This window comes from Ochrobactrum teleogrylli, from assembly GCF_006376685.1.
GTDB classification, from domain to species: domain Bacteria; phylum Pseudomonadota; class Alphaproteobacteria; order Rhizobiales; family Rhizobiaceae; genus Brucella; species Brucella teleogrylli.
In genome coordinates this window covers 64873-89055 of the sequence record NZ_VEWL01000004.1, presented here as the reverse complement: position 1 = coordinate 89055, position 24183 = coordinate 64873, and the positions used below count along the sequence as shown (strand labels likewise).

Here is a 24183-nt window from a genome sequence, read left to right as displayed (position 1 = left end):
ATCTACTCCGCAGCCTGCTCGGCATTGCCCGTGGCGGCGCGCACCAGCACTTCCGCATCAAGGCTTGCGCGTTCGAAGACGCCTTCCATGAGGCCCTCGCGCATGACCATCACGCGGTCCGACATGCCGATGATTTCCGGCAGTTCCGACGAGATCATGATGATGCTGAGACCCTCGGCGGCGAGTTCGCTGATGAAGGCGTGAACCGCGGCTTTGGAACCGATATCGATGCCCTTGGTCGGTTCGTCGAGAATGATGACCTTCGGATTTGTGGCGAGCCACTTGCCGATGACGACCTTCTGCTGATTGCCGCCAGACAGCGTTCCGACCGGGACGGAAAGGGCGGCGGCGCGCAGGTCGAAGCGCTCGGCATATTTACGCGCCAGCGCCAGTTCTTCCGCCATGCGCAAAAAACCATTGCGCGAGGTGCGGGCGAGCGACGGCAGCGAAACATTCTGAAAGATCGGTAGTTGCAGCACCGCGCCGTGGCGTCCGCGCTCTTCCGGCACATAGACAATGCCATGCGCCACCGCGTCGCCGGGGCGGCGGATGCTGATCTCGCGATCTTCAAGCGTCACACGGCCACGCGATGGCTTGGTGATACCGAACAGCGATTGTGCGAATTCCGAGCGTCCCGCGCCGACAAGGCCGTAAACGCCGAGAATTTCCCCCTTGCGCAGCTCAAAGGAGATGTCGCGAAACTCGGTCGGGTGCGAATAGTTTTCAACCTTCAACACCGGCTTGCCGATGGTGACATTCTGCTTGGGGAAGGCCTGATCGACAGACCGCCCGACCATCATACGCACGATATCGTTCTGCCGCGTATCGGCAAGCGTACCGTGGCCGACGGCGTGCCCGTCGCGGAACACCGCATAATTATCGGCGATTTCGTAGACTTCATCGAATTTGTGGCTGATGAACAGGATGGCTTTGCCCTGCGCTTTCAGCCGCGCCACGATGCGAAACAGGTCGTCCACTTCCTTGCGCGACAAGGCTGCGGTCGGCTCGTCCATGATGACGATGCGCGAATCCACCGACAGCGCGCGAGCAATGGCGACCAGATGGCGCTGGGCGATGGAAAGTTCCTTGAGCTTTATCCGGGCATCGACCGTCGTTTCCAGCGAGGAAAGCAGCGCCTGCGAACGGGCATAGACGGCCTTCCAGTTGACGAAGCCGAGTTTCGTGCGCGGCGCATGGCCGAGATAGATGTTTTCGCCCACCGACAATTCGTCAAAGAGCACGGTTTCCTGATGAATGGCCGTTACGCCGTGATCGGTCGCATCCTGTGCGGTCGCCAGATGTACCGGCTTGCCGTCGATGAGGATTTCGCCTTCATCGGGCTGATAAATGCCGGTGAGGATTTTCACGAGCGTGGACTTGCCCGCGCCGTTCTCGCCGATCAATGCCGTCACCTTACCGGGGTAGAGCGCGATATTGACATCATCGAGCGCACGCACACCGGGAAATGTCTTGGCAATGCCGCGCATTTCCAGAATGGGCTGATCCGTCGGGGCAAGCACCGTCTGCTCACCGCTGGAATCACCGCTTGAGAGAAAAGCTGCATTCATTGCAGACACCTGAAATCGAATCCGGGGAATGGGAGGCGGCATCCGTTCAGCGAATGCCGCCTCTTTTCATGAATGCGCATCCTTTCGGGATGCGCTTTCCCGTCAGAAGACCTTGGAGAACTGGTCGATGTTCTTCTCGTCATAGACAAAAGGATCGCTCATCGCGGCTTCGCCGTTTTCGCCAATCTTGATCTTGCCCATGCGACCGGCATCGATTTCCGAGCCCGGTTTGCCGTCGGCATCACCCTTGACGAGGTGATAGGCGATCTGGGTTGCGGAATAGCCGAGATCGATCGGATTCCAGATGGCGAATTCCTTGGTCGCGCCCGACTTGATGGCGCCAGCCATTTCAGACGGCAGGCCGAGGCCCGTCACATAGACATCACCGATCTTGCCCGCATCCTTCACGGCCTGCGAAGCGGCCAGAACGCCCACGGTGGTCGGCGCCACGATGACCTTGACGTTCGGGTTCGACTTCAGGAGGCCTTGTGCTTCACGATAGCTCTTGTCGGCAAGGTCGTCGCCATAGACGGTCGTGACCAGATTAAGGCCGGGGAAGTCCTTCAGCTGCTTCTTCATCTCGCCGATCCAGATGTTCTGGTTGGTCGAGGTGGTGGTGGCCGACAGGATCGCAAAATCACCCTTGCCGTCCGGCAGGTGGTCGGCAGCAAGCTTCAGGCACATCTTGCCAATCAGCTCGTTGGACGATGGGTTGAGGTGCACGATACGGCCAGCCGGAGCGACGCCGGAATCCCACGAAATCACCTTGATGCCGCGCTGGGCGGCCTTTTTCAGCGCCGGTACGACCGCATCCGGGTCGTTGGCGGAAATGGCGATGGCGTTGACGCCCTGGGCGATCAGCGAATTGATGACTTCAATCTGGCCTTCGGCGGTCGTGGTGGTCGGGCCGGTATAGATGACCTCAACGCCGCCCAGTTCCTTGGCGGCTTCCTGCGCACCCTTGTTGGCGGCCTCAAAGAAGCCGTTGCCGAGCGACTTCGCGACGAGCGCGATCTTGATGTCGGCGGCCTGTGCTTGGGCGGCCATGAAGGCGACGGCCAGCGCAGTACCGAGTGCGAGTTTCTTGAAAAGTTTCATGTCTCATTCCTCCCAGTATAAAGACATATTTTCACAACGATCCCGGCATTGGCCGGGATGATAATAGAGTTGGCTCAGGCAACCTCGGCGGAATCCCCCTGTTCGCCACCCTTGCCGGCATTTGCGGAAGCCTGCGCCACAATCAGCCGGATACCCGCATTTTCCACCATCCGCCGCGCCTCATCGGAAATGCCGTCATCGGTGATCAGCGTGCTGACACGGTCGAGCGGGCAAAGGATGAGGCTGGAACGGCGGGTGAATTTCGATGAATCGACCATCAGGACTAGCTCGTCCGCCTGGCCCATCAGTTTCTGTTCGCTCTGGATGATCAGCGCGTCGGATTCCATCACGCCAAGCGGGCTGACACCCTGACAGCCCATGAACATGCGCCGACCGTAAAAATTACGGATGACGTCATTGTCGAAAGGCGAAAGGATCAGGCTCTGGTCGCGATAGATCGCGCCACCGGGCACGATCACCGTGCTTTTCGACTGCCGCAACAGATGTTCGGCAATGGCGAAGGAATTCGTCAGCACCTGAAGGCGGCGCGCCGTCAGATAATGCACCATCTGGAATGTCGTGGAGCCGCCATTGATAATGATGCTGTCGCCTTCATCGCAAAGCGCCACGGCTTCACGGGCGATGGCGCGCTTGCGATCACCGTTTTCGGATTCCGAAACCTTGAAGGGACGCCCGGCCAGACTGCCGAACTGCGGCGGATGTATGGCTTCCGCTCCACCGCGCACACGCTTGATGCGGCCCTGCATATGCAACGATGCGATATCGCGCCGAAGGGTCGCTTCCGACGCCTCCGTCAATTCCACCAGATCCTGAATGGTGATCACCGGCTTTTCCTGAACAGCGCTCAGGATGATGCGGTGGCGCTCTCTTTCGTGCATGGCTCCTCCTGCTTCCATCTATTCTCAAATTGGTGGCGCATGTCAATCACAAACAATCAATAATTCGCACATGCGTGAAATATTTGATCGGTTATGATTGTTTGTGATTGACAGTATTTCGTTTCATGCGTCATATCTGCCGCCAACATGATCGCTCGCGCATGGGAAGGTGCGCGACGCGATTGGCCATACAGACTTGGGAGGATGACATGGTGGACAGCAATCGGCTGCTCGATAATCGCTGGGACGACGCCAAGGCGGCAACGCTGGATGAGCCGGGAAAGCTGCTTTACCGCTCCAATCTGCTCGGGTCAGACAAGCGCATCACCAATTATGGCGGCGGCAACACCTCTGCCAAGGTCGAGGAAATCGATCCGTTGACCGGCGAAAAGGTTCAAGTTCTCTGGGTCAAGGGTTCGGGCGGCGATGTGGGCACCATCAAGCTCGACGGTTTCGCCACGCTTTATCAGGACAAGCTCGATGCGCTGAAAGGCATCTATAAGGGCGTCGAGGATGAGGACCGCATGGTCGGCTTCCTGCCGCATTGCACCTTCAACCTTAATCCGCGCGCCGCATCCATCGATACGCCGCTGCATGGTTTTGTCGCTTTCAGCCATGTCGATCACATGCATCCAGACGCGATCATTGCGATTGCTGCGTCGAAAAATTCCCGCGAGCTGACGGCCGAGATTTTCGGTGACGATATTGGCTGGCTGCCGTGGCGTCGCCCGGGCTTCCAGCTCGGTCTCGATCTTGAGGCTTTCGTCAAGGCGCATCCAAAGGCCAAGGGCGTTGTCCTTGAAAGTCATGGGCTTTTCACCTGGGCCAACGATGCGAAGACCTGTTACGAAACCACGCTCGCCATCATCAACAAAGCCATTGAATGGCTGGACCAGAAGACGGCAGGCAAACCCGCTTTCGGCGGTGCTGTCACACAAAGTCTCGCGGCCTCCGAGCGCCGCGCCATTGCAGCGCGACTGATGCCGGAAATTCGCGGTCTTATCGGCAAGGAAGAGCGTAAGCTCGGTCACTTCGACGATCAGGATGCGGTGCTGGAATTCGTGAATGCGAAGGAACTGCGCCCGCTGGCCGCTTTGGGCACATCCTGCCCGGATCATTTTTTGCGCACCAAAATCCGCCCGCTGGTCGTCAATTTCGATCCGGCCAAGCCGGATGTGGACGCCATCGTTGCCGGGCTTGAGGATGCACTCGAAGCCTATCGCGCCGATTACAAGCGCTATTATGAGACCTGCAAACACGACAATTCGCCCAAAATGCGCGATCCCAATCCGGTGATTTTCCTGATCCCCGGCGTCGGCATGCTGTCCTTTGCCCGCGACAAGGCGACAGCGCGTATCGCCGGCGAATTCTATGTCAATGCGATCAACGTCATGCGCGGCGCATCTGCCGTGTCCGAATATCAGGGACTGCCGGAACAGGAAGCCTTCGACATCGAATATTGGCTGCTTGAGGAAGCCAAGCTGCAACGCATGCCGAAGCCGAAAAGCCTTGCCGGGCGCATTGCGCTTATCACGGGTGGCGCTGGCGGCATCGGCTATGCCACCGCCGAGCGGCTGGCGGGCGAGGGCGCTTGCGTGGTTCTGGCGGATATTGACGCAGAATCGCTCAAATCCGCTCACGCCAATCTATCGAAGCGTTTTGGCGCTGATCAGGTGCGCAGCGTCGAACTGAACGTAACCGACGAAAAGGGCGTCGCAAACGCCTTTGTCGAGGCCAGCGTTGAACTCGGCGGCATCGACATTCTGGTCTCCAATGCAGGCATTGCGTCATCGGCTCCTGTCGAAGCGACCGAATTGTCGATGTGGAACCGCAATATCGACATTCTGGCGACCGGCTATTTCCTCGTGTCGCGGGAGGCGTTCCGCCTGTTCCGTCGTCAGAAGATCGGCGGCAATGTGGTGTTCGTCGCCTCCAAGAACGGTCTTGCCGCTTCGCCCAATGCGTCCGCCTATTGCACGGCCAAGGCTGCTGAAATCCATCTGGCCCGCTGTCTGGCGCTGGAAGGTGCCGATGCCGGTATCCGCGTCAATGTGGTCAATCCGGATGCAGTTCTGCGCGGTTCCAAGATCTGGGATGGCGAGTGGCGCGAACAGCGCGCGGCGTCCTCCAAGATCGACGTTTCGGAGCTGGAGGAGCATTATCGCAAGCGGTCGCTGTTGAAGCTCAATGTCCTGCCGGAAGATATTGCCGAGGCGATCTATTTCCTCGCCAGCGATGCTTCGGCTAAATCCACCGGCAACATCATCAATGTCGATGCCGGGAACCAGCAGAGCTTTCCGCGCTGACCGTATAACGAGGACATTCTGGGAGGAACCATGTCCGAGCAACGTATTTCGGCAGATTTTATCGCCGAGCATAATTCCGGTTTCGAAAATGCGCTGAATAGCGATTATCAGGCGCTGGGCGAACAGCTTTCGCGTCGCGGCATTGAGATCGAGGCCATCACCGACAAGGTTGCAAGCTATTTCGTCGCCGTGCCTTCCTGGGGCACCGGCACGGGCGGCACCCGCTTCGGTCGCTTTCCGGGCGGCGGCGAGCCGCGTGGCATTTTCGACAAGCTGGACGATTGCGCAGTCATCAACGAGCTTTCCCGCGCAACGCCGAATGTTTCGCTGCATATTCCGTGGGACAAGGCAGACCCAAAGAAGCTGAAAGCCCACGCCGCAGCGCTGGGTCTCGGCTTCGATGCGATGAATTCCAACACGTTTTCGGACGCTGCCGATCAGAAACTGTCCTACAAGTTTGGATCGCTCACCCATGTGGATGCGGCTGTGCGTGCACAGGCCGTCGAGCATAATCTCGAATGTATCGAAATCGGCAATGCCATCGGCTCCAAGGCGCTGACGGTGTGGCTCGGCGACGGGTCCAATTTCCCCGGCCAGCAGAATTTTACGCGCGCTTTCGAGCGTTATCTCGATTCCATGCGCGAAATCTACAAGTCGTTGCCCGACGACTGGCGGCTGTTTTCCGAACACAAGATGTATGAACCGGCCTTCTATTCGACGGTGGTTCAGGACTGGGGCACAAACTATCTCATCGCCTCGACGCTTGGTCCCAAAGCGCAATGTCTGGTCGATCTCGGCCACCATGCGCCCAACACCAATATCGAGATGATCGTCGCGCGGCTGATGCAGTTCGGCAAGCTCGGCGGTTTCCATTTCAACGACAGCAAATATGGCGATGACGATCTCGACGCCGGTTCCATCGATCCCTATCGCCTGTTTCTGGTGTTCAACGAGTTGGTCGATGCCGATTATCGCGGCGTGAAGGATTTCCACCCGGCGCATATGATCGATCAGTCGCACAATGTGACCGACCCGCTGGAGAGCCTCATTTCGTCGGCAAATGAAATTCGCCGCGCCTATGCGCAGGCTCTGCTGGTGGACCGTAAGGCGCTGGAAACCTACCAGCAGGAAAACGATGCGCTGATGGCGTCTGATACGCTGAAACGTGCCTATCGCACCGATGTCGAGCCGATTTTGGCCGAAGCGCGCCGCCGCACCGGCGGGGCGATCGAACCGATTGCCGCCTATCGCGCCAGCGGTTATCGCCAGAAGGTCGCGGCGGAACGCCCGGAAAGCAAAAGCGACAGCGGCGCTTTCAACTGATTGAATTCAAACAAGCGCCGACGGAGAAAACTTCGTCGGCGCTGGTCTTTTATACCCGACCGTAAATATCGTCGAACCGCACGATATCGTCTTCGCCGAGATATTCGCCGCTCTGCACTTCAATCAACACCAGAGGCAGAATGCCAGGATTTTCCAGACGGTGCTTGAAGCCGCAGGGAATATAGGTCGACTGGTTGTTGGTCAGCAGAATTTCCCGGTCGCCATTGGTCACCTTGGCGGTGCCGGACACGACGATCCAGTGTTCAGAACGGTGATGATGCGCCTGAAGGCTGAGACGCCGTCCGGGCTTCACCTCGATGCGCTTGATCTTGAAGCCGTCGCCCTCTTCCAGCACGGTGTAGGTGCCCCATGGGCGATGGGCGGTGCGGTGCAGCTTGGCGGCTTCGTGGCCATCGGCGCGCAGACGGTTGAAAACCTTGCGCACATCCTGCGCCTTGTCGCGATGGGCGACGAGCAGCGCGTCCGGCGTATCGACGACTAAAAGGTCGTGCACGCCGACAAGGCTGACCAGCCGGGTCTCCGACAGCACGAAACTGTTGGTCGTGTCTTCCAGAACGGTTTCGCCGCGCAGGCGGTTTCCGTCCGCGTCCGGATTTACCAGGTCGGCCATGGCCGCCCAGGAGCCGATATCCGACCAGCCGCAGGAAACCGGAATGCAGGCGATGTTGTCGGCCTTCTCCATGATGGCATAATCGATGGAAATGGCCGGGGTCGCGGCAAACTCGTCCTTTGGAATTTCGATTGTCTTGGTGTCGCCATTGACGCCGCGTCGCGCATTTTCAAGCGAGGCCTGCACGCCGTTGAAAATCTCCGGCGCGTGGGCGCGCATCGCTTCCAGCATGGTTCTCGCGGTAAAGCAGAACATGCCCGAATTCCAGAAATAGCGTCCGCTCTCGACATAGGCCTGCGCGGTTTGCGCATCGGGCTTTTCGACAAAGCGCAGCACGTCCACGCCATCCGCCTCGATATAGCCAAAGCCGGTTTCCGGGTGATCGGGCACAATGCCGAATGTCACGATGCGACCGGTTTCGGCAAGCTGCCGCGCCTTTTGAACCGCTTCTGCAAAGGCGGGTTCGTTTTCGATCAGGTGATCGGCAGGCATCACCAGAAGCGTGGCGTCCGGGCCGTAGGTGGCGGCGGCGTGCATTGCGGCGAGCGCCACGGCAGGCGCGGTATCGCGGCCCAGCGGCTCTAGCAGAAAGGCATTATCGGTCTTGGGTGCCTTGGCGTCCGCATAGGCGTCGAGCGTCAAAAACAGAAAATCGCGATTGGTGACGGTCAGGATGTGATCGACGCCTTCAAGCCGTGCCGCCCGGTTATAGGTCTTGCCGATCAGCGTGCTGCCGTCGGGCAATTCGATGAAGGGCTTGGGGTGGGCATCGCGCGAAAGCGGCCAGAGCCTTGAACCGGAACCGCCGCTGATGATGACAGGAATAAAGCTCATTGCTCAGGCATCCTTTGTTGCGTTGCGGGCGATATCGAGGCCCATGGCCAGAAGTTCGGCGGCCTGATTTTCATTGGCCGCTTCCACATAGCAGCGCAGTTCCGGCGCATTGCCGGAAGCGCGATAATGGACGGCATTGCCGGAATGGAAGAACAGTTTGACGCCATCAATGGCTTCAGACCGGATGATCGCATCATTGGACGGAAACAGCGCCTTGCGCCCCGCTTCATCCTTGAGGATGGCGAGAAACGCGCCGCTCTTTTCCTGCGGAACATTTTGCAGGCGGTCGCTAAGCGCAATGCGAAAGTTGAAAGCCGCGCCGATTTCCGCAAGCGGCTTGCCCTGCTCCTTGATCGCGCTTAGGCAGGCGAGGATCGGCAAAAGTGCGTCGCGGGTTGGCAGCGCTGACAGCGTGTGGCTTTTGCGGGTACTGTCGCTGCCCAAAAGCACGCCGCCATTGGCTTCGAAACCGACGGTGATCTTTGCACCCTCGGACTTGGCACGTTGCATGCCTTCGATGACATAGGGCGAGCCGACGCGGGTTCTGACAACGCGGGCGAAACGCCCGCATTCTTCCAGCGCCGCATTGGACGTGACCGGCGTGACGATTATATCCGCACCGATCCAGCTTGCGGTGATCGCGCCGACGAGATCGCCGCGCACGAACTGGCCGCTTGCATCGGCAATCAGCGGCCTGTCCGCATCGCCATCCGTGGAAACGATGGCGTCAAGGCGGTTTTCCTTGGCCCACTGGTCGAGAAGCCGGATATCTTCCGGGCGCAATGCCTCGGTATCGACGGGCACAAAAGTGTTGGAGCGCCCAAGGGCAATGGTTTCCGCGCCAAGCGCGGTTAGAATATCCGTTATAACATCGCGGGCGACCGACGAGTGCTGGTAGACGCCGACGCGCAGGCCCTTGAGCGCGCCGCGGCCCAGATAATCGATATAACGTTTCTCGTAGGCGCTGGTCGCGGCATCACTTTGTGCATCATTGCTGAAATGACGGGCGGTCAGGTCTGCGGGCAGGGCGGCATAGGCCGCGCTGATCCCCTGTTCGTCGGTCTTGTCGATTTCGCCATCGGCGCGATAGAATTTCAGGCCATTGCGGTCGTCGGGAATATGGCTTCCCGTCACCATGATGGAGGGTGCCTGTTTCGCAATGGCGTAAAAGCTGAGTGCCGGGGTGGGCAGCACACCGCAATTCACCGGCGTAAAGCCAGCGTCTTCAATGGCTGCCATGCAAAGCGCGGCAATGTCGGGGCTGGACGGGCGAAGGTCACGTCCGACGAAAACCTCCGCACCTTTTTTTAGCTTGCCGCTTTCGGCGAGCATGCACACGAAGGCGAGCGAATAGGCATAGGCGGGCAAGCCGTTCAGCTCATCCGCCAATCCCCTGAGACCGCTGGTGCCGAATTTAAGGGAACTGCCACTCATGCCTTCACTCTGCCTTCTTGCGAAACTGCACCATCAAGCATGGCCAGATATCTTATAACCTTATTTCGATACAGGACCGATCCCCTCAATGGTGCAAAGTTATCTACCCTATTGCGGGTGATAATCCTTATAGGCGGGTAAATTCAAATCGTTAAGGCTTTCAGCGTTAACGATCGCCCGCGCCACCGCATCCGCCATGACCGTTGCAGCGATGGCGCCGATGGCGGTCACGTCCGCTTCCACATCCTTGGCCTTGCCGGTTGAGAGCGCGAAAATCGTGTCGCCGTCCCACATGGTATGGATCGGATTAATCGTGCGCGCAAAGCCGTCATGGGCCATGCCAGCGATCTTCTTCAGTTCCGCCTTGTTGAACGGCACATTGGTGGCAATCGCCCCGATGGTCGTGTTGGCCCCGCCGGATTTGACGACGCCATGGCCTTGCATGATAGCCTGCATCGTATTGCGGAAACCCTTGCCGTCCTCGGTGCGCGCACCGGCCAGAATCTGGCGCGAATTGGGCGCATAGACATCGCCGACCGCGTTGACGGCAACGATTGCCCCAACCACGATTTCCGTGCCCGGCACCGTGTAGCTTGCCGTGCCAAGGCCGCCCTTCATCGCGAAATCCTTGCCGAACATCTTGCCGACAGTCGCACCGGCTCCAGCGCCGATATTGCCTTCACCGGAAGCTTCCGCCTTGGCCGCCTTGCAGGCGAGATAGCCGGCTTCCTCATCGGGGCGGATCGAAAAATCGCCGACGCCGAGATCCATCAGGATGGCGGCTGGCACAATCGGCACCACGCCGCTGCCGATCTTGAAACCGAGCTTGTTTTCTTCCAGATAGCGCATGACGCCGGTCGCCGCACTCAGACCGTAGGCGCTGCCGCCGGACAGGAGAATGGCCTGCACCTCCTGCACATAATTGATCGGATCGAGCAGGTCCGTTTCGCGTGTGCCGGGCGCGGAGCCGCGCACATCGACGCCAGCCGAAGCGCCTTCTTCACATAAGAGAACGGTGCAGCCGGTCGGGCGCTTGGTCAGCGTGTGATGGCCAAGCTTGATCCCTGGTACATCCGAAATGCTTCCGCCCATAAGTTCAAGCATGCTCTTTCCTCCCGTGCTCGCTGCCGATGCCGCGCTGACGACAAAGGGCATTGCTCCCAGCCCCGCAAGCGATTTGCCGAATGTTCTGCGATCCATAAACAGTTTTCTCCTCCATTGAACGCTTTACTCCGAAAGCGCATTCTTTTCGCGTGCGCGACGTTGGCGCAGCACATCCGCCACGAAGGTGCGCGACAGGGCATGATAGAGCGGCTCGTTGGAAATGAGCCGCGCCGTACCGTAACCGAGCATTGAGGCGCACATCAGCGGAATGACATTGTTATGATTGCCGGTCATTTCGAGAATGATGACGAAAGCCGTCATCGGGGCCTGCACGACGCCGGCAAAATAACCCGCCATGCCCAGCACGGCGGCAAGGCTCGCGCTGGTGCCGAGCAGGAGGCCGATGGTGCTGCCGAGACCTGCGCCGACCGAAAGCGACGGCGCGAAAATGCCGCCCGGAATGCCCGAAATCATCGAAAGCAAACCGGCTGCGAATTTTTCAACGAAATAGAATGGCGGCAAGGCCGCGCCCTCGACCGCGCCGCGCGCCTGATCATAGCCGGTGCCGAACGTCGCGCCGCCGGAAGCGATGCCGATAATCGCGACCAGAAGTCCGCAAATACCGGCAAACAACACCGCGTTGCGCAGCGGCACCTTCTGCACATGGCGGCGCACACGCCGCCCCATATTGAGCGCAAGCGCGCTGAAAACCGCGCCGAAAGCGCCGCCGATCACGCCGCAGGCGACGACCAGAACCCAGTCGGGGGCGGTCGTTGCCGTAACAGTCGTCATGCCGAAATAATTGTAGTTGCCGACGAGGCCCAGCGAGGCGAGACCAGCCAGAATGACGGCGGACAGCACCAGCCCGTTGGTGCGCGCCGCATAGGCGCGGCCCATTTCCTCAATCGCGAAGACAATCCCGGCCAGCGGCGTGTTGAAGGCGGCGGCGATACCGGCGGCCGATCCGGCAAGGATAAGCCCGCGCGCCTGTTCCATGCCGCCGATCCGCGCCGATTGCAGCATGATCGATGCGCCGATCTGTACCGTCGGGCCTTCGCGCCCGATGGATGCGCCGCAGAAAAGACCGGCGACGGTCAGCAGTATTTTGCCGACTGCAACGCGAATGGAGAGAAGCAGGGACCGGTCCTGATGATCGTCGAGATGCCGCGCCGCGATGGCTTGGGGAATACCGCTGCCGCCGGAATTCGGAAACCAGGCAATGGCGATCCATGAGCAAGCCATGAAGCCGAGCGGCGTGATCACAAGCGGCAGCCATGCGCGCCAGACATTGCCGCCGGTGCCGTCCGTCAACGCCTTGAACCAATCCTGCGCGATATCGGCGGCTTCTGCAAAACCGACGCTGATGATGCCGATGGCGAGCGCGCCGCACCAGAAAACGAGCCTTGGTTTCCAAAGCCGTGGCGACATCCACATCGCTCTGGAACGGCGGATCAACGGAACGCGCTTATACGACTTTCGCATTATCTCCCCTCGGGACGGGTACATGTCCTATGCGGTCTATCACGCTAATTCTTAGCGGTAACTGAAACTTGTAAGCAAAAGGCTTTCCATTTGGTCATAACCGTGTTACCAGCCGGTGCCAATTCAACCAAGTAAACCCTGATTGTCGCTGCTCCCGGACATTTCCCGGAGAGGCGGCTTTTCTTATTCAAAGGAATTGGCAATGGCAAAAATCGTGGAATCGCCCACCGGCGCTCTCGCTCTCACATTCGACGATGTGCTCCTGCAGCCGGGCCATTCCGAAGTCATGCCGGGTCAGGTGGACCTGCGCACCCGCATCGCCAAGGATATCGAACTCAATCTGCCGCTTCTCTCCGCCGCCATGGACACGGTGACGGAATCGCGTCTCGCCATCGCCATGGCGCAGGCAGGCGGCATCGGCGTCATTCACCGCAATCTCACGCCGGAACGTCAGGCCGAAGAAGTCCGTCAGGTGAAAAAATTCGAATCCGGCATGGTCGTCAACCCGGTCACCATCGGCCCGGATGCGACACTGGCCGATGCGCAGGCGCTGATGAAGGCGCATGGCATTTCCGGCATTCCGGTCGTTGAAAACGCCACCAAGGGTCCGGGCCGTCTCGTCGGCATCCTGACCAACCGTGACGTGCGTTTTGCCTCCGATCCGGCTCAGAAGATCTATGAATTGATGACCCGCGAAAACCTCATCACGGTGCGCGAAAACGTCAATCAGGAAGAAGCCAAGCGTCTTCTGCATGCGCACCGCATCGAAAAGCTGCTCGTCGTTGACGACAAGGGCCGTTGCGTTGGTTTGATCACCGTCAAGGACATCGAAAAGTCGCAGCTCAACCCGAATGCCGCCAAGGATGCGCAGGGCCGTCTGCGTGCAGCCGCTGCAACCAGCGTTGGCGAAGACGGTTATGAACGCGCAGAACGTCTGATCGAAGCAGGCGTCGATCTTCTGGTGGTCGATACAGCGCATGGTCATTCGCAGCGCGTTCTCGATGCTGTCGCACGCATCAAGAAGGCCTATCCCAATGTCGCCATTCTGGCTGGCAATGTCGCCACCGCGGGCGGTACGCAGGCATTGATCGATGCCGGTGCGGATGCCGTCAAGGTCGGTATCGGACCGGGCTCGATCTGCACGACGCGTATCGTTGCCGGTGTCGGCGTGCCGCAGCTTTCGGCCATCATGTCGGCGGTGGAAGCAGCGCATAAGCAGAACATTCCGGTCATCGCCGATGGCGGCATCAAGTTCTCGGGCGATTTCGCCAAGGCACTTGCTGCCGGTGCTGTCGCCGCCATGGCCGGTTCGCTTCTGGCCGGTACGGAAGAAAGCCCGGGCGAGGTCTATCTGCATCAGGGCCGTTCGTTCAAATCCTATCGCGGCATGGGCTCGGTCGGCGCTATGGCCCGCGGTTCGGCAGACCGTTACTTCCAGGCGGAAGTGCGTGACGAGCTGAAGCTCGTGCCGGAAGGCATCGAAGGTCAGGTCGCTTACAAGGGGCCGATCTCGGCTGTGTTGCACCAGCTTGCCGGTGGCCTGCGCGCCTCGATGGGCTATGTCGGCGCGAAAACACTGGAAGAGTTCCGCGAAAAGGCGACCTTCGTGCGCATTTCCAATGCGGGCCTGCGTGAAAGCCATTCGCACGGCGTCGCCATCACCCGTGAAAGCCCGAACTATCCGGGCGGCATGTAAGGCAAACTCGCTTCGTATTGAAGCGCATGAAAGCCGGAGCCTCGCGCTCCGGCTTTTGTTTTGATTTGGCGATTGCCTTTTGCCTGCAAGGAAGGCTATGCCGTGACAGTTAGTTAGTAAGGAGAAGCAATGCGGCTTGGTGGACGCCTGCAGGCGGCAATCGAGGTTCTGGGCGATATCGAAGCGGGCAAACGCCCGGCTTCTGATGTGCTGAAGGACTGGGGTTCCGCTCATCGTTTCGCAGGCGCGGGCGACCGCGCGGTGATTGGCAACATTGTCTATGACGCACTGCGCCGCAAACTCTCCATCGCATGGCGCATGGATGCCGACGATGCGCGCGCTCTGGCCTTTGGCGCTTTGCTGGCCGATGGTGGCATGGATATTGCTGCCATCGACGCAGCGCTGGATGGCGACAAGTTCGCACCTGAAACGCTGGAACAGGCACGCCGTATCGCCTGGGAAAGCCGCGATAGCGCTGCCGCACCCGATTATGTTCAGGCCGATGTGCCGGAATGGTGTGCCGCCTCGCTTCAAGAGCTTTTCGGCGAACGCTGGGTGGAAGAAGGCAAGGCGCTTGCCACCCGCCCGCCGGTCGATCTGCGCGTCAACAGCCTGAAGGCAAAGCCGGAACAGACACTCGCAGCGCTGGAAAAAGCAGGTGCTGCTCCCGCGCCATTTCTGGCGCAGGCATTGCGCATTCCGCCCATCGAAGCGCTGGGCCGTCACCCGAATGTGCAGGGCGAACAGGCCTTTCTCGATGGCTGGTTCGAAGTGCAGGATCTGGGTTCACAGCTCGCCGCACTTTTTGCCGGAGCCAAACCCGGCGAACAGGTTCTCGATTATTGCGCGGGCGCTGGTGGCAAGACGCTGGCCTTGGCAGCAGCCATGCAAAACAAGGGGCAGGTGCACGCCTATGATGCGGAGCGGGCGCGGCTTTCGCCGATGCATGAACGCTTGCAGCGGGCTGGCGTGCGCAATACGCAGGTGCATGGCAATCTGGATGCGCTGGACCCCCTCACCGGCCATATGGACCTCGTTCTGACCGATGCGCCTTGCACCGGCTCCGGCACCTGGCGGCGCAGGCCGGATGCAAAATGGCGGCTGAATGACCAGCAGCTTGAGCGTCGGGTTCAGGATCAACAGGAAGTGCTGGAAGCGGCCAGGCATTATGTGAAACCGGGCGGTCGTCTGGCCTATGTCACCTGTTCGCTGTTTGCAGAAGAAAACACGCGGCAGGTTGCGCGCTTTCTGGCCGACAATCCTGATTTTACCGAAATGCCCGCGCAAGCGCTGTGGCAGTCGGTCGTGACGGATGCGAATGGCGCGGAACCGGTGTTTCCGTCGCATGGCAGTGTGTTTTCGCCATTGTCCACCGGCACGGACGGGTTTTATGTAAGTGTGATGAAGAAAGCTTCATAAATCGGGGAACAAATGTCAGCGCATCGCATAGCCGAACCGGATTTCAAGGAACGCGTCGAGGAAAGTTTCGGGCGGCAGGCCGCCATGAAACTGATCGGCGCAGAGCTGACGCGATGCGAACCCGGTATTGTTGAAGTGGAAATGCCGTTTCGTGAGGAACTCACCCAGCAGCACGGCATTCTGCACGCGGGCATGATTTCCGCGGCGCTCGATTCTGCCTGCGGCTATGCGGCGCTGACCCTGATGCCCGCCGACGCGGCGGTGCTGACGATTGAATTCAAAGTCAATCTGCTGGCGCCCGGCAAGGGTGAACGTTTTCTGTTTCGTGGCGAGGTCACAAAGCCGGGCCGCACGATCATGGTCAGCGACGGGCAGGCGTTTGCCGTAACCGATACGGAAGTTCGTCTTATCGCCACGATGACCGGTACGATGATGGTCGTGCAGGATCGCAAAGGTTTGCAAGGATAGGTCCACAGGGATGCTGAAGACTGTTGCCGGACGACGCCTGCTTTATGTGATGGCTGCCGACGCCGAATATGGGCGTCATCTGGCCAAGCTCTTCGATCCGCTGATGATCGGCGTCGGGCCGGTCGAGGCGGCGATCAATCTGTCCCGCGCGCTGTTCCGCATGGAAATCGACGGTGAGCAGCCCGATCTGGTGATTTCGCTCGGCTCGGCGGGGTCGGCCAAACTACCGCAGGCGGAAGTGTTTCAGGTCTCCGCCGTCTCCTATCGCGATATGGACGCCTCGCCGCTCGGCTTCGAAAAGGGGCTGACGCCATTTCTCGATCTGCCGAAGATGATCAAGCTGCCGTTTCAGGTGGAAGGTGTTGCCAGCGCCACGCTATCGACCGGCGCCAATATCGTTTCCGGCAATGTCTATGAGACCATCGACGCGGATATGGTGGACATGGAAACATTCGCCTGCCTGCGCGCCTGCCAGATTCATGGCGTGCCCTTATACGGTCTGCGCGGCATTTCGGACGGCGCGGACGAGCTGCATCATGTCGGTGACTGGACGCAATATCTGCATATCATCGACGAGAAAATGGCTGTCGCAGTGGAAGAACTGGAAGCGGCTATTGCCGGTGGACTTTTGCCACCTCCTGACAATGGTGTGTCAGGATAGGCCCCATTCCTGTCACTGCGCTGTTGAGGGAAGTGCATATAATCCGTATATGCCCACCACATAAACATTGCATCCTCACCACTTTTTAAATAGATGCTGCACATGAGCACCACGGCACATCCCGACACAATCCTGATCATCGACTTTGGCAGCCAGGTCACGCAGCTGATTGCGCGACGTGTACGCGAAGCCAATGTCTATTGCGAAATCGTCCCGTTCCAGTCTGCGGAAGAGGCATTCCAGCGGTTGAAGCCGAAAGGCGTCATCCTCTCGGGCAGCCCGCATTCGACGACCGACATTGGCTCGCCGCGCGCGCCGCAGGCGGTCTTCGACCAAGGCATTCCGGTTCTCGGCATATGCTACGGCGAACAGACCATGTGCGCCCAGCTGGGCGGCAATGTCGAAAGCGGCCATGACCGCGAATTCGGTCGCGCCTTCCTCGACGTGCAGGAAGACAGCCCGCTTTTCGCCGGTATCTGGGCCAAGGGCACCCGCCATCAGGTCTGGATGAGCCACGGCGACCGCGTCACCGCACTCCCGGACGGTTTCACCATCATCGGCACCTCGCCGAATGCACCTTTCGCGGCCATCGCCGATGAAAAGCGCAAATATTACGGCGTGCAGTTCCACCCGGAAGTCGTGCATACGCCTGATGGCGCCAAGCTGTTGCAAAATTTCGTTCATCGTATTGTCGGCGTGAAGCCGGGCTGGACGATGGGCGCCTATCGCGAGCAGGCCGTCGAGGCGATCCGCAAGCAGGTTGGCAGCGGCAAGGTTATCTGCGCGCTTTCCGGCGGCGTGGATTCGTCTGTCGCAGCCCTTCTGGCGCATGAAGCCATTGGCGATCAGCTCACCTGTATCCTCGTTGATCACGGTCTGATGCGCAAAAACGAGGCGAGCCAAGTCGTGGAAATGTTCCGCGAACATTATAACCTTCCGCTGATCCTCGTGGACGCATCCGACCGCTTCATCGGCGCGCTGGAAGGCGAAAGCGATCCGGAAAAGAAGCGCAAGACGATTGGCCGTCTCTTTATTGAAGTGTTCGAGGAAGAAGCCAAGAAGCTCGGCGGCGCGGATTTCCTCGTGCAGGGCACGCTTTATCCGGACGTCATCGAAAGCGTTTCGTTCACCGGCGGTCCTTCGGTCACGATCAAGTCGCACCACAATGTGGGTGGCCTGCCCGAGCGCATGAAGATGCAGCTCGTTGAGCCGCTGCGCGAATTGTTCAAGGATGAAGTTCGCCTGCTCGGCAAGGAACTCGGCCTGCCGGACAGCTTCATCGGTCGCCACCCGTTCCCGGGTCCGGGCCTTGCCATCCGTTGCCCGGGCGGCATTACTCGCGACAAGCTGGAAATCCTGCGCGAAGCCGATGCGATCTATCTCGATGAAATCCGCAAGGCTGGCCTCTATGATGCCATCTGGCAGGCTTTCGCCGTTCTGCTGCCTGTGCAGACCGTCGGCGTGATGGGCGATGGCCGCACTTATGAATTCGTCTGCGCACTCCGCGCAGTCACTTCGGTGGACGGCATGACTGCGGATTTCTACCACTATGACATGAACTTCCTTGGCAATGCGGCCACCCGCATCATCAATGAAGTCCGCGGCATCAATCGCGTCGTCTACGACGTGACCTCGAAGCCGCCCGGCACCATCGAGTGGGAATGATCCCGCAATAGTTTAAAAACAAAACCGCCGGAGTTCAAAATTCCGGCGGTTTTGTTTTGATGGGCATAGAGCACACTCCGAAAAGTGTCAGCGATTTTCGGATAAGATTTGCTCAAGCAAAAACTGTTCAGGGATATTGCGCGCCGGTCACGGTGAGATAGACCGCATAAAGCGACTTCGTGGCCGTGATGAACAGGCGGTTGCGGCGCGGACCGCCGAAGGTCACATTGGCGACCGTCTGCGGCGTCTTGATCTTGCCGAGCAGCGTGCCTTCCGGCGAGAAGCAATGCACGCCGTCCCCCGCGCTGGTCCACAGATTGCCATCCGTATCGAAGCGGAAGCCGTCCGGCAGGCCGTTGTCGATGGTGCAGAATATGCCGCCGCCCGTCACGCGCTTGCCGCCATCCACAACGTCGAAAACGCGGATATGGCGCGGCGCATTCTCGTCGTGGCTGTAGGCGCTGTCGGCAACATAAAGCTTCGTCTCGTCCGGCGAGAAAGCAAGGCCATTCGGCTGGTGGAAATCGGTGACGACGGCGTTGATTTCGCCGGTCTTCGGGTCGAGGCGATAGACATTGCGTGTCGGCTGTTCCGGGTCGGCCTTGTAGCCTTCATAATCCGCCAGAATGCCGTAGGTCGGATCGGTGAACCACACCGTTCCATCCGAGCGCACGATGACATCGTTTGGCGCATTTAGCTTTTTGCCCTGATAGCTATCGGCCAGCACAGTGATGCTGCCATCCGGCTCCGTGCGCGTGACGCGACGACCACCATGCTCGCAGGTGACGAGGCGTCCCTCGCGGTCGCGCGTATTGCCGTTGGAGAAATTGGACGGGTTGCGGAACACCGAAACGCCACCGCCAACTTCGCTGCCCGACACCCAGCGCAGGATGCGCTGGTTCGGGATATCGCTCCACAAGAGGCAGTTCAGGTCGTTGAACCAGACCGGGCCTTCCGCCCAGCGGCAGCCGCTATAGAGTTCGTCCAGATCGGCGCTCGGCACGATCATCTGCTTGAAACGTTCGTCGTGGATTTCGTAGATCGAAACAGTCTGAGACAAGGGAGGTACTCCGAGAAATTTTAACGCTCTGCCCGGCGACTGCTGGCAAGGAAGATCACCGCGATGATGGTGAGGCCAGTCAGCACGAGGCGAACACCGGCGCCAAAGCCGTAGGTGTTGAGCATCGAGACTATGAGGAACATGAAGAGCGCGGCACCCCAAATACCAGGGATGTTGGAATCGCCGCCCGCAACCGCCGTACCGCCGATGATGACCACGGCAATCGACATCAGCAGATATTCCGCGCCCATGTTTAGCGCCGCGCCGCCCGAAAAACAGGCGAGCAGGAAGCCGCAGAGCGAGGCCAGCACCGCGCAGAGCAGATAGGTGACGAAGCGTGTGCCATCGACCGGAACGCCTGCCATGCGGGCTGCGAAGGGGTTCTGGCCGATTGCCGAAATCCAGCGTCCATAGATGCTCTTCTTCAAAAGCACCCAGCCGATCAGCGACAGGATCAGCGCCACGATGGCGACATTGGGAATGCCGAGCGTGGAGGCGGTGGTGAACTGCGCAAGGCTTTCCGGCGGCTTCACGCGCAGTCCGCGATTGCTCCAGATGGCGGTGGACTGGATCAGGAAGCTCATCGACAGGGTGGCAATAATGGGCGGAATGCGCAGGAGCTTGATCAGCGCATAGTTGCAGATGCCGATGGCAAGTCCGATCAGCAGCGCCACGGCAAGGCCTGCCAGAATCATGCCGTCCTGCGTATCCATGAGTTTCAGCGCCAGCGTGGCGGCAAGCGTCATGTTGGCAGGTACCGACAGGTCGATATTGCCGGGGCCGAGCGTGATGACGAACATCTGCCCGAGACCAACGATCACCGAGAAGGAGGCAAAGGTGAAGGCCGCATGCGACAGGCCTTGTGCGCCCGCACCGCCGGTGAAGAGAATGGTGATAATCCACACCGCAGCGGTCGCGATAAACGACCATATCCACGGACGACTGGTGAGAATGGCAAGGCCGTTCATTGCTTTTTCTCCCTCTTTTCGAGGCGATTGAGGAAGAGGCGCAGTGCCAGCACCACGATGAGAATGCCGCCCTGCGCGCCGATCTGCCAGTCCGGCGAGATGCGCATGAAGGAGAGGAACGAGCCGGCGAGTGTCAGCGTCAGCGCGCCGATCACGGCGCCAATGGGCGAGACGCGGCCGCCAACGAACTCACCGCCGCCCAGAATGACGCCCGCGATGGAAAGCAGCGTATAACGTAACGCGATATTGGCATCCGCCGAGGTGGTGAGGCCAACCAGCGCGATCCCGGCCAGCACGGCAAAAAAGGCGGCCAGCGCATAGGTCGCAGCGCGGATGGCCGTGACCGACCAGCCTGCGCGCTCGATGGAGCGGGTATTGCCGCCCGCGCCACGCATCAGCACGCCGAAGGTCGAGCGCATGACGATGAAATGCGTGACGACGGCAATCACGGTGCTGGCGACGATGGCCATCGGGATGAATGGCGGCTTGGCTGTCATGATCCAGCGCGCCCAGTCCGGTGCCTGTCCGCCGGGCGAGGGCAAGAGAAGCACGGCGAGGCCGCCCCAGACGAAGCTCATGCCGAGCGTGACGACGATGGAAGGCAGATTGCGCAGATGGATGATTGCGCCCAGCGCCGCATAAGCGGCGATTGCGGCTGCGAGGATCAGCACACCGATGAGGGGAGCCGTGTTGAGCCAGGTCGCAGCGACGCAGACGACGAAGCTCACAAACGTCCCCATCGACAGATCGAGGTCGTTGACCGCCATGATCAGCATCTGTGCGATGGTGGCCAATGCGATGGGAACCGCAAGGTTGAACAGAAGGTTCAGCCCCGTATAGCTCATGGCGCGTGGCTGCATGTAGAAGACGGCGGCCAGCAGCAGGACCAGCGAGAACACCGGCGTCAGCAGGCGGATGGAGGAAGAGGAAAGGCGCATTATTCGTGCCCTCCCTCGAAGGATGCGGCTAGCACGTTCTTTTCCGTAATGTCTTCGCCAGTCAGTTCCGCGACGATAGCGCCGTCGCGGAAAACATAGACGCGGTCACAAAGTTCGATTTCGTCCATTTCGGTGGAATACCAGACGAAGGTGCGCCCGTTCTCGGCCTCATGGCGCAGGATTTCATAGACCTCCTGCTTGGTGCCCACATCGACGCCGCGCATCGGATCGTCCATCAAAATGGCGTTGGCGCTGGTTGCCAGCGCGCGGGCAAAAAGCACCTTCTGCTGGTTGCCGCCCGAAAGCGACAGGATGCGGTTGCCCATATCCGGCGTGCGGATCTGGATACGGTCTTTCCACTGGCCGCCCAGCGTGTCTTCGCGCTTCTGGTCAACGAGCTTTGCCGACGACAGCCGGTCCAGCGAGCCGATGGTGAGATTGTGCAGAATGCTCCACAGCGGGAAAGTGCCGTTCAGGCTGCGGTCGCCCGCCACGAATGCGATTTCGCATGTGCGGGCCGGAACCCAGTTCGGTCGCCGCGCATAGTAAAGGTCGAGCAGCATCTTGGTCTGCCCGTGTCCGGCCAGACCGGCGAGGCCTATGACTTCGCCCTTGAAAGCCTGAAACGGCTTGATGTCGCTGGCGCGCTTGGCAAAGGACAGAACGGGCGTGCCGCTCGCATCCGCTTTCGCAACGCGCCGCGCTGCCTTTTCGCGCTCGACGCTGCCCATGGCTTCAACGAGGCTGCGATTGGTGAAATCTTTTGCCGCGCGGTTGGCGACCACCTTGCCGTCCTTCATCACCACGATGCGGTCGGAGGTGGAGAGAATTTCGCCCAGCATGTGCGAAATCAGGATAACGGAGCCGCCCGTGCCGACAAAACGGCGCACATAGGCCATCAGCTGCGCGGCAATGCCTGCGTCGAGCGAGGAGGTCGGTTCGTCCAGAATGACGAGCTTCGGTGCGGTGCCGGGCGCGGTGAAGTTGATGGCGATTTCGACCATCTGCCGCTCGGCGATGGAAAGCTCATCGATGGTGGAAGTGCAGTCGATCTTGTGGCCGGGGAAAATCTCGTCGAGCTTCTTGGTGATCAGTTCAACGGCCTTACCGCGCCAGTTCGCGCCGGTCAGGTCGCGCTGCATGATGCGGACATTTTCCGCAATGGTGAGGTTTGGAAACAGCGACAATTCCTGAAACACGCAGCGCACGCCGTGCCTGCGCGCTGTAGCCACACCGTGCGCGCTTTCACCGTGATAGGAAATGCTGCCCTCATGCGGGGAGAGCCCGCCATTGATGACATTGACGATGGTGGATTTGCCCGCGCCATTATGGCCGACGAGCCCCACGCATTCGCCTTCGCGGATCACGAGTTCGGCGCCATCCAGTGCTTTTACCGCACCGAACTGCACGCGAATATTGCGCGCGGCGACGACCACCTGTTTCTCTGCTGTTTCTGTCATACACTCAACTAACGATTGGACGTTTTCCGGCGAAGCCAGCAAAGGGCGCGGGCTATCGGATAGGTGTCAAAGAAAAGGGACAAAGAAGGGGCGAGGATGAACTCGCCCCTCACGTTGCAGGACGATCCGCTTATTTCGCGGCGTCGATGACCTTCTGCGCGTCTTCCAGCGAATATTCGACATTGGCGACGCCACCCTTCTGGGTGTTGGCCAGATCCTTGTCGAGTGATTCCTGGCTGACGCTGAGGAACGGAACCACGAGGTCCTTCTTCACGTCCTTGCCGTCGAGAATCTGCTGGGCGACCCAGAAAGCCAGCGTGGACACGCCCGGTGCAATCGAAACCGACATGGTTTCATAGCCATTGGCGTCTTTCTGCTGCTTCCACCACTGCAGTTCGTCTTCACGGTTGCCCATGATGATGGTCGGCGTTTCGCGCTTGGCAGCCGCAAAGGCCTGTGCGGCGCCATAACCGTCGCCGCCTTGCGTCACGACAGCGTCGATTTTCGGCAGGCTCGGCAGGATACCCGCCACGGCGCGCTGCGCAACGTCGGCAGCCCAGTCACCGTTGACGGAACCGACGATCTTGAACTTCGGATGTTTCTTCACGCCTTCTTCGATACCGGCATGGATGTTGTCATCGACCGAAACACCAGCGAGGCCGCGGATTTCAAGCAGGTTGCCGCCATCGGGGAAACGCTTTGCCAGATAGTCGATCTGGCCTTCGCCCATGGCCTTGAAATCAACCGCGATGCGCCAGGCGCAAGGCTCGGTGACAATGCCGTCGAAGGAAACGACGGTGATGCCCGCATCGCAGGCTTCCTTCACAGCGCCGTTCAGGGCGGTCGGCGAAGCGGCGTTGATGACGATGGCGTCATAACCCTGCAAGATCATGTTCTGGATCTGGGCGGCCTGTTCCGTCGCCTGATTTTCAGCGGTCGTGAACGGGTCGGCGGCAGCCACCACACCCGCCTTCACGGCTTCCTTGGTGATCTTGTCCCAGCTTTGCAGCATGGCCTGACGCCAGGAATTGCCTGCATAATTGTTCGAGAATGCAATCTTCTTCGATGACGTGTCGGCAAGCGCGCTGCCCGCCGCAAGAACGCCTGCCAGTGCCGCAGACGCAAAAAGGATTTTCCCAAGCTTCATTTTTTCCTCCCGGTTGCAAATA

Annotated in this window: 19 protein-coding genes; 7 read left to right on the top strand and 12 right to left on the bottom strand. The window is 59.7% G+C overall.

What is annotated here, in order from left to right:
• Window positions 1-2: 2 nt before the first annotated feature.
• From FIC94_RS08900 to FIC94_RS08890, 3 genes are all read right to left on the bottom strand, one after another.
• Window positions 3-1568: a sugar ABC transporter ATP-binding protein gene (locus FIC94_RS08900; RefSeq protein ID WP_180917939.1), complete on the bottom strand. Its 1566-nt coding sequence runs from the start codon at window positions 1566-1568 to the stop codon at window positions 3-5.
• A gap of 102 nt (window positions 1569-1670) precedes the next feature.
• Window positions 1671-2666 carry a rhamnose ABC transporter substrate-binding protein gene (gene rhaS, locus FIC94_RS08895; protein WP_140024612.1) on the bottom strand — a complete coding sequence of 332 codons (996 nt, stop codon included), beginning with the start codon at window positions 2664-2666 and terminating at the stop codon, window positions 1671-1673.
• 74 nt (window positions 2667-2740) lie between these two features.
• A complete protein-coding gene (locus tag FIC94_RS08890) occupies window positions 2741-3565 on the bottom strand; it encodes a DeoR/GlpR family DNA-binding transcription regulator (protein WP_140024611.1) in 825 nt (274 codons plus the stop codon).
• 209 nt (window positions 3566-3774) lie between these two features.
• On the opposite strand from FIC94_RS08890, the gene FIC94_RS08885 reads away from it, so the two are divergent.
• Window positions 3775-5871 (top strand): bifunctional rhamnulose-1-phosphate aldolase/short-chain dehydrogenase, encoded by a 2097-nt coding sequence (locus tag FIC94_RS08885; RefSeq protein WP_140024610.1) that lies wholly within the window; start codon window positions 3775-3777, stop codon window positions 5869-5871.
• A 30-nt stretch (window positions 5872-5901) separates the two neighbouring features.
• On the top strand, window positions 5902-7194 hold the full coding sequence (gene rhaI, locus FIC94_RS08880; protein WP_140024609.1) for an L-rhamnose catabolism isomerase: 1293 nt from the start codon (window positions 5902-5904) through the stop codon (window positions 7192-7194).
• A gap of 49 nt (window positions 7195-7243) precedes the next feature.
• Here the strand turns inward: rhaI and FIC94_RS08875 are convergent, their stop codons facing one another.
• From FIC94_RS08875 to FIC94_RS08860, 4 genes are all read right to left on the bottom strand, one after another.
• Entirely contained in the window at window positions 7244-8659 is a 1416-nt protein-coding gene (locus tag FIC94_RS08875; protein ID WP_140024608.1) for a mannose-1-phosphate guanylyltransferase/mannose-6-phosphate isomerase, read from the bottom strand.
• 3 nt (window positions 8660-8662) lie between these two features.
• Window positions 8663-10093 carry a phosphomannomutase gene (locus FIC94_RS08870; RefSeq protein ID WP_140024607.1) on the bottom strand — a complete coding sequence of 477 codons (1431 nt, stop codon included), beginning with the start codon at window positions 10091-10093 and terminating at the stop codon, window positions 8663-8665.
• Window positions 10094-10201: 108 nt separating this feature from the next.
• Window positions 10202-11293: a P1 family peptidase gene (locus FIC94_RS08865; protein WP_140024606.1), complete on the bottom strand. Its 1092-nt coding sequence runs from the start codon at window positions 11291-11293 to the stop codon at window positions 10202-10204.
• Between the two features lie 27 nt (window positions 11294-11320).
• The gene (locus tag FIC94_RS08860; RefSeq protein WP_140024605.1) at window positions 11321-12679 is read right to left on the bottom strand and encodes a chloride channel protein; all 1359 of its coding nucleotides are present in this window, start codon (window positions 12677-12679) and stop codon (window positions 11321-11323) included.
• 202 nt (window positions 12680-12881) lie between these two features.
• Between FIC94_RS08860 and guaB the strand changes: the two genes are divergently transcribed.
• From guaB to guaA, 5 genes are all read left to right on the top strand, one after another.
• Window positions 12882-14375 (top strand): IMP dehydrogenase, encoded by a 1494-nt coding sequence (gene guaB, locus FIC94_RS08850; RefSeq protein WP_109367930.1) that lies wholly within the window; start codon window positions 12882-12884, stop codon window positions 14373-14375.
• Between the two features lie 129 nt (window positions 14376-14504).
• The gene (locus FIC94_RS08845; RefSeq protein ID WP_140024604.1) at window positions 14505-15794 is read left to right on the top strand and encodes an RsmB/NOP family class I SAM-dependent RNA methyltransferase; all 1290 of its coding nucleotides are present in this window, start codon (window positions 14505-14507) and stop codon (window positions 15792-15794) included.
• 12 nt (window positions 15795-15806) lie between these two features.
• Window positions 15807-16262, top strand: a complete 456-nt coding sequence (locus FIC94_RS08840) for a PaaI family thioesterase (RefSeq protein ID WP_109367928.1) — start codon at window positions 15807-15809, stop codon at window positions 16260-16262.
• A 10-nt stretch (window positions 16263-16272) separates the two neighbouring features.
• Entirely contained in the window at window positions 16273-16923 is a 651-nt protein-coding gene (locus FIC94_RS08835) for a 5'-methylthioadenosine/S-adenosylhomocysteine nucleosidase (RefSeq protein ID WP_109368052.1), read from the top strand.
• Between the two features lie 102 nt (window positions 16924-17025).
• A complete protein-coding gene (guaA, locus tag FIC94_RS08830) occupies window positions 17026-18588 on the top strand; it encodes a glutamine-hydrolyzing GMP synthase (protein WP_140024603.1) in 1563 nt (520 codons plus the stop codon).
• 127 nt (window positions 18589-18715) lie between these two features.
• Here guaA and FIC94_RS08825 read toward each other — a convergent pair whose 3' ends face one another.
• The 5 genes from FIC94_RS08825 to FIC94_RS08805 all read right to left on the bottom strand — a co-directional run bounded on the left by FIC94_RS08825 (window position 18716) and on the right by FIC94_RS08805 (window position 24161).
• On the bottom strand, window positions 18716-19597 hold the full coding sequence (locus tag FIC94_RS08825) for an SMP-30/gluconolactonase/LRE family protein (protein ID WP_140024753.1): 882 nt from the start codon (window positions 19595-19597) through the stop codon (window positions 18716-18718).
• 71 nt (window positions 19598-19668) lie between these two features.
• Window positions 19669-20616: an ABC transporter permease gene (locus FIC94_RS08820; protein ID WP_140024602.1), complete on the bottom strand. Its 948-nt coding sequence runs from the start codon at window positions 20614-20616 to the stop codon at window positions 19669-19671.
• Window positions 20613-21554, bottom strand: coding sequence for an ABC transporter permease (locus FIC94_RS08815; RefSeq protein ID WP_140024601.1), 942 nt, complete (start codon window positions 21552-21554; stop codon window positions 20613-20615). Before FIC94_RS08815 ends, FIC94_RS08820 begins: the two co-directional genes overlap by 4 nt.
• Entirely contained in the window at window positions 21554-23014 is a 1461-nt protein-coding gene (locus FIC94_RS08810; RefSeq protein WP_140024600.1) for a sugar ABC transporter ATP-binding protein, read from the bottom strand. Before FIC94_RS08810 ends, FIC94_RS08815 begins: the two co-directional genes overlap by 1 nt.
• Window positions 23015-23144: 130 nt before the next feature.
• The gene (locus FIC94_RS08805) at window positions 23145-24161 is read right to left on the bottom strand and encodes an ABC transporter substrate-binding protein (protein WP_109367924.1); all 1017 of its coding nucleotides are present in this window, start codon (window positions 24159-24161) and stop codon (window positions 23145-23147) included.
• Between the last annotated feature and the right edge of the window lie 22 nt (window positions 24162-24183).

Coding starts and splice junctions, on each gene's coding strand:
- FIC94_RS08825 (WP_140024753.1), bottom strand. CDS start 19,597: ATGATCGTGCCGAGCGCCGATCTGGACGAACTCTATAGCGGCTGCCGC.
- FIC94_RS08865 (WP_140024606.1), bottom strand. CDS start 11,293: ATGGATCGCAGAACATTCGGCAAATCGCTTGCGGGGCTGGGAGCAATG.
- guaB (WP_109367930.1), top strand. CDS start 12,882: ATGGCAAAAATCGTGGAATCGCCCACCGGCGCTCTCGCTCTCACATTC.
- FIC94_RS08805 (WP_109367924.1), bottom strand. CDS start 24,161: ATGAAGCTTGGGAAAATCCTTTTTGCGTCTGCGGCACTGGCAGGCGTT.
- FIC94_RS08810 (WP_140024600.1), bottom strand. CDS start 23,014: ATGACAGAAACAGCAGAGAAACAGGTGGTCGTCGCCGCGCGCAATATT.
- FIC94_RS08840 (WP_109367928.1), top strand. CDS start 15,807: ATGTCAGCGCATCGCATAGCCGAACCGGATTTCAAGGAACGCGTCGAG.
- rhaI (WP_140024609.1), top strand. CDS start 5,902: ATGTCCGAGCAACGTATTTCGGCAGATTTTATCGCCGAGCATAATTCC.
- guaA (WP_140024603.1), top strand. CDS start 17,026: ATGAGCACCACGGCACATCCCGACACAATCCTGATCATCGACTTTGGC.
- FIC94_RS08900 (WP_180917939.1), bottom strand. CDS start 1,568: ATGAATGCAGCTTTTCTCTCAAGCGGTGATTCCAGCGGTGAGCAGACG.
- FIC94_RS08860 (WP_140024605.1), bottom strand. CDS start 12,679: ATGCGAAAGTCGTATAAGCGCGTTCCGTTGATCCGCCGTTCCAGAGCG.
- FIC94_RS08885 (WP_140024610.1), top strand. CDS start 3,775: ATGGTGGACAGCAATCGGCTGCTCGATAATCGCTGGGACGACGCCAAG.
- FIC94_RS08845 (WP_140024604.1), top strand. CDS start 14,505: ATGCGGCTTGGTGGACGCCTGCAGGCGGCAATCGAGGTTCTGGGCGAT.
- FIC94_RS08820 (WP_140024602.1), bottom strand. CDS start 20,616: ATGAACGGCCTTGCCATTCTCACCAGTCGTCCGTGGATATGGTCGTTT.
- FIC94_RS08815 (WP_140024601.1), bottom strand. CDS start 21,554: ATGCGCCTTTCCTCTTCCTCCATCCGCCTGCTGACGCCGGTGTTCTCG.
- rhaS (WP_140024612.1), bottom strand. CDS start 2,666: ATGAAACTTTTCAAGAAACTCGCACTCGGTACTGCGCTGGCCGTCGCC.
- FIC94_RS08835 (WP_109368052.1), top strand. CDS start 16,273: ATGCTGAAGACTGTTGCCGGACGACGCCTGCTTTATGTGATGGCTGCC.
- FIC94_RS08890 (WP_140024611.1), bottom strand. CDS start 3,565: ATGCACGAAAGAGAGCGCCACCGCATCATCCTGAGCGCTGTTCAGGAA.
- FIC94_RS08870 (WP_140024607.1), bottom strand. CDS start 10,093: ATGAGTGGCAGTTCCCTTAAATTCGGCACCAGCGGTCTCAGGGGATTG.
- FIC94_RS08875 (WP_140024608.1), bottom strand. CDS start 8,659: ATGAGCTTTATTCCTGTCATCATCAGCGGCGGTTCCGGTTCAAGGCTC.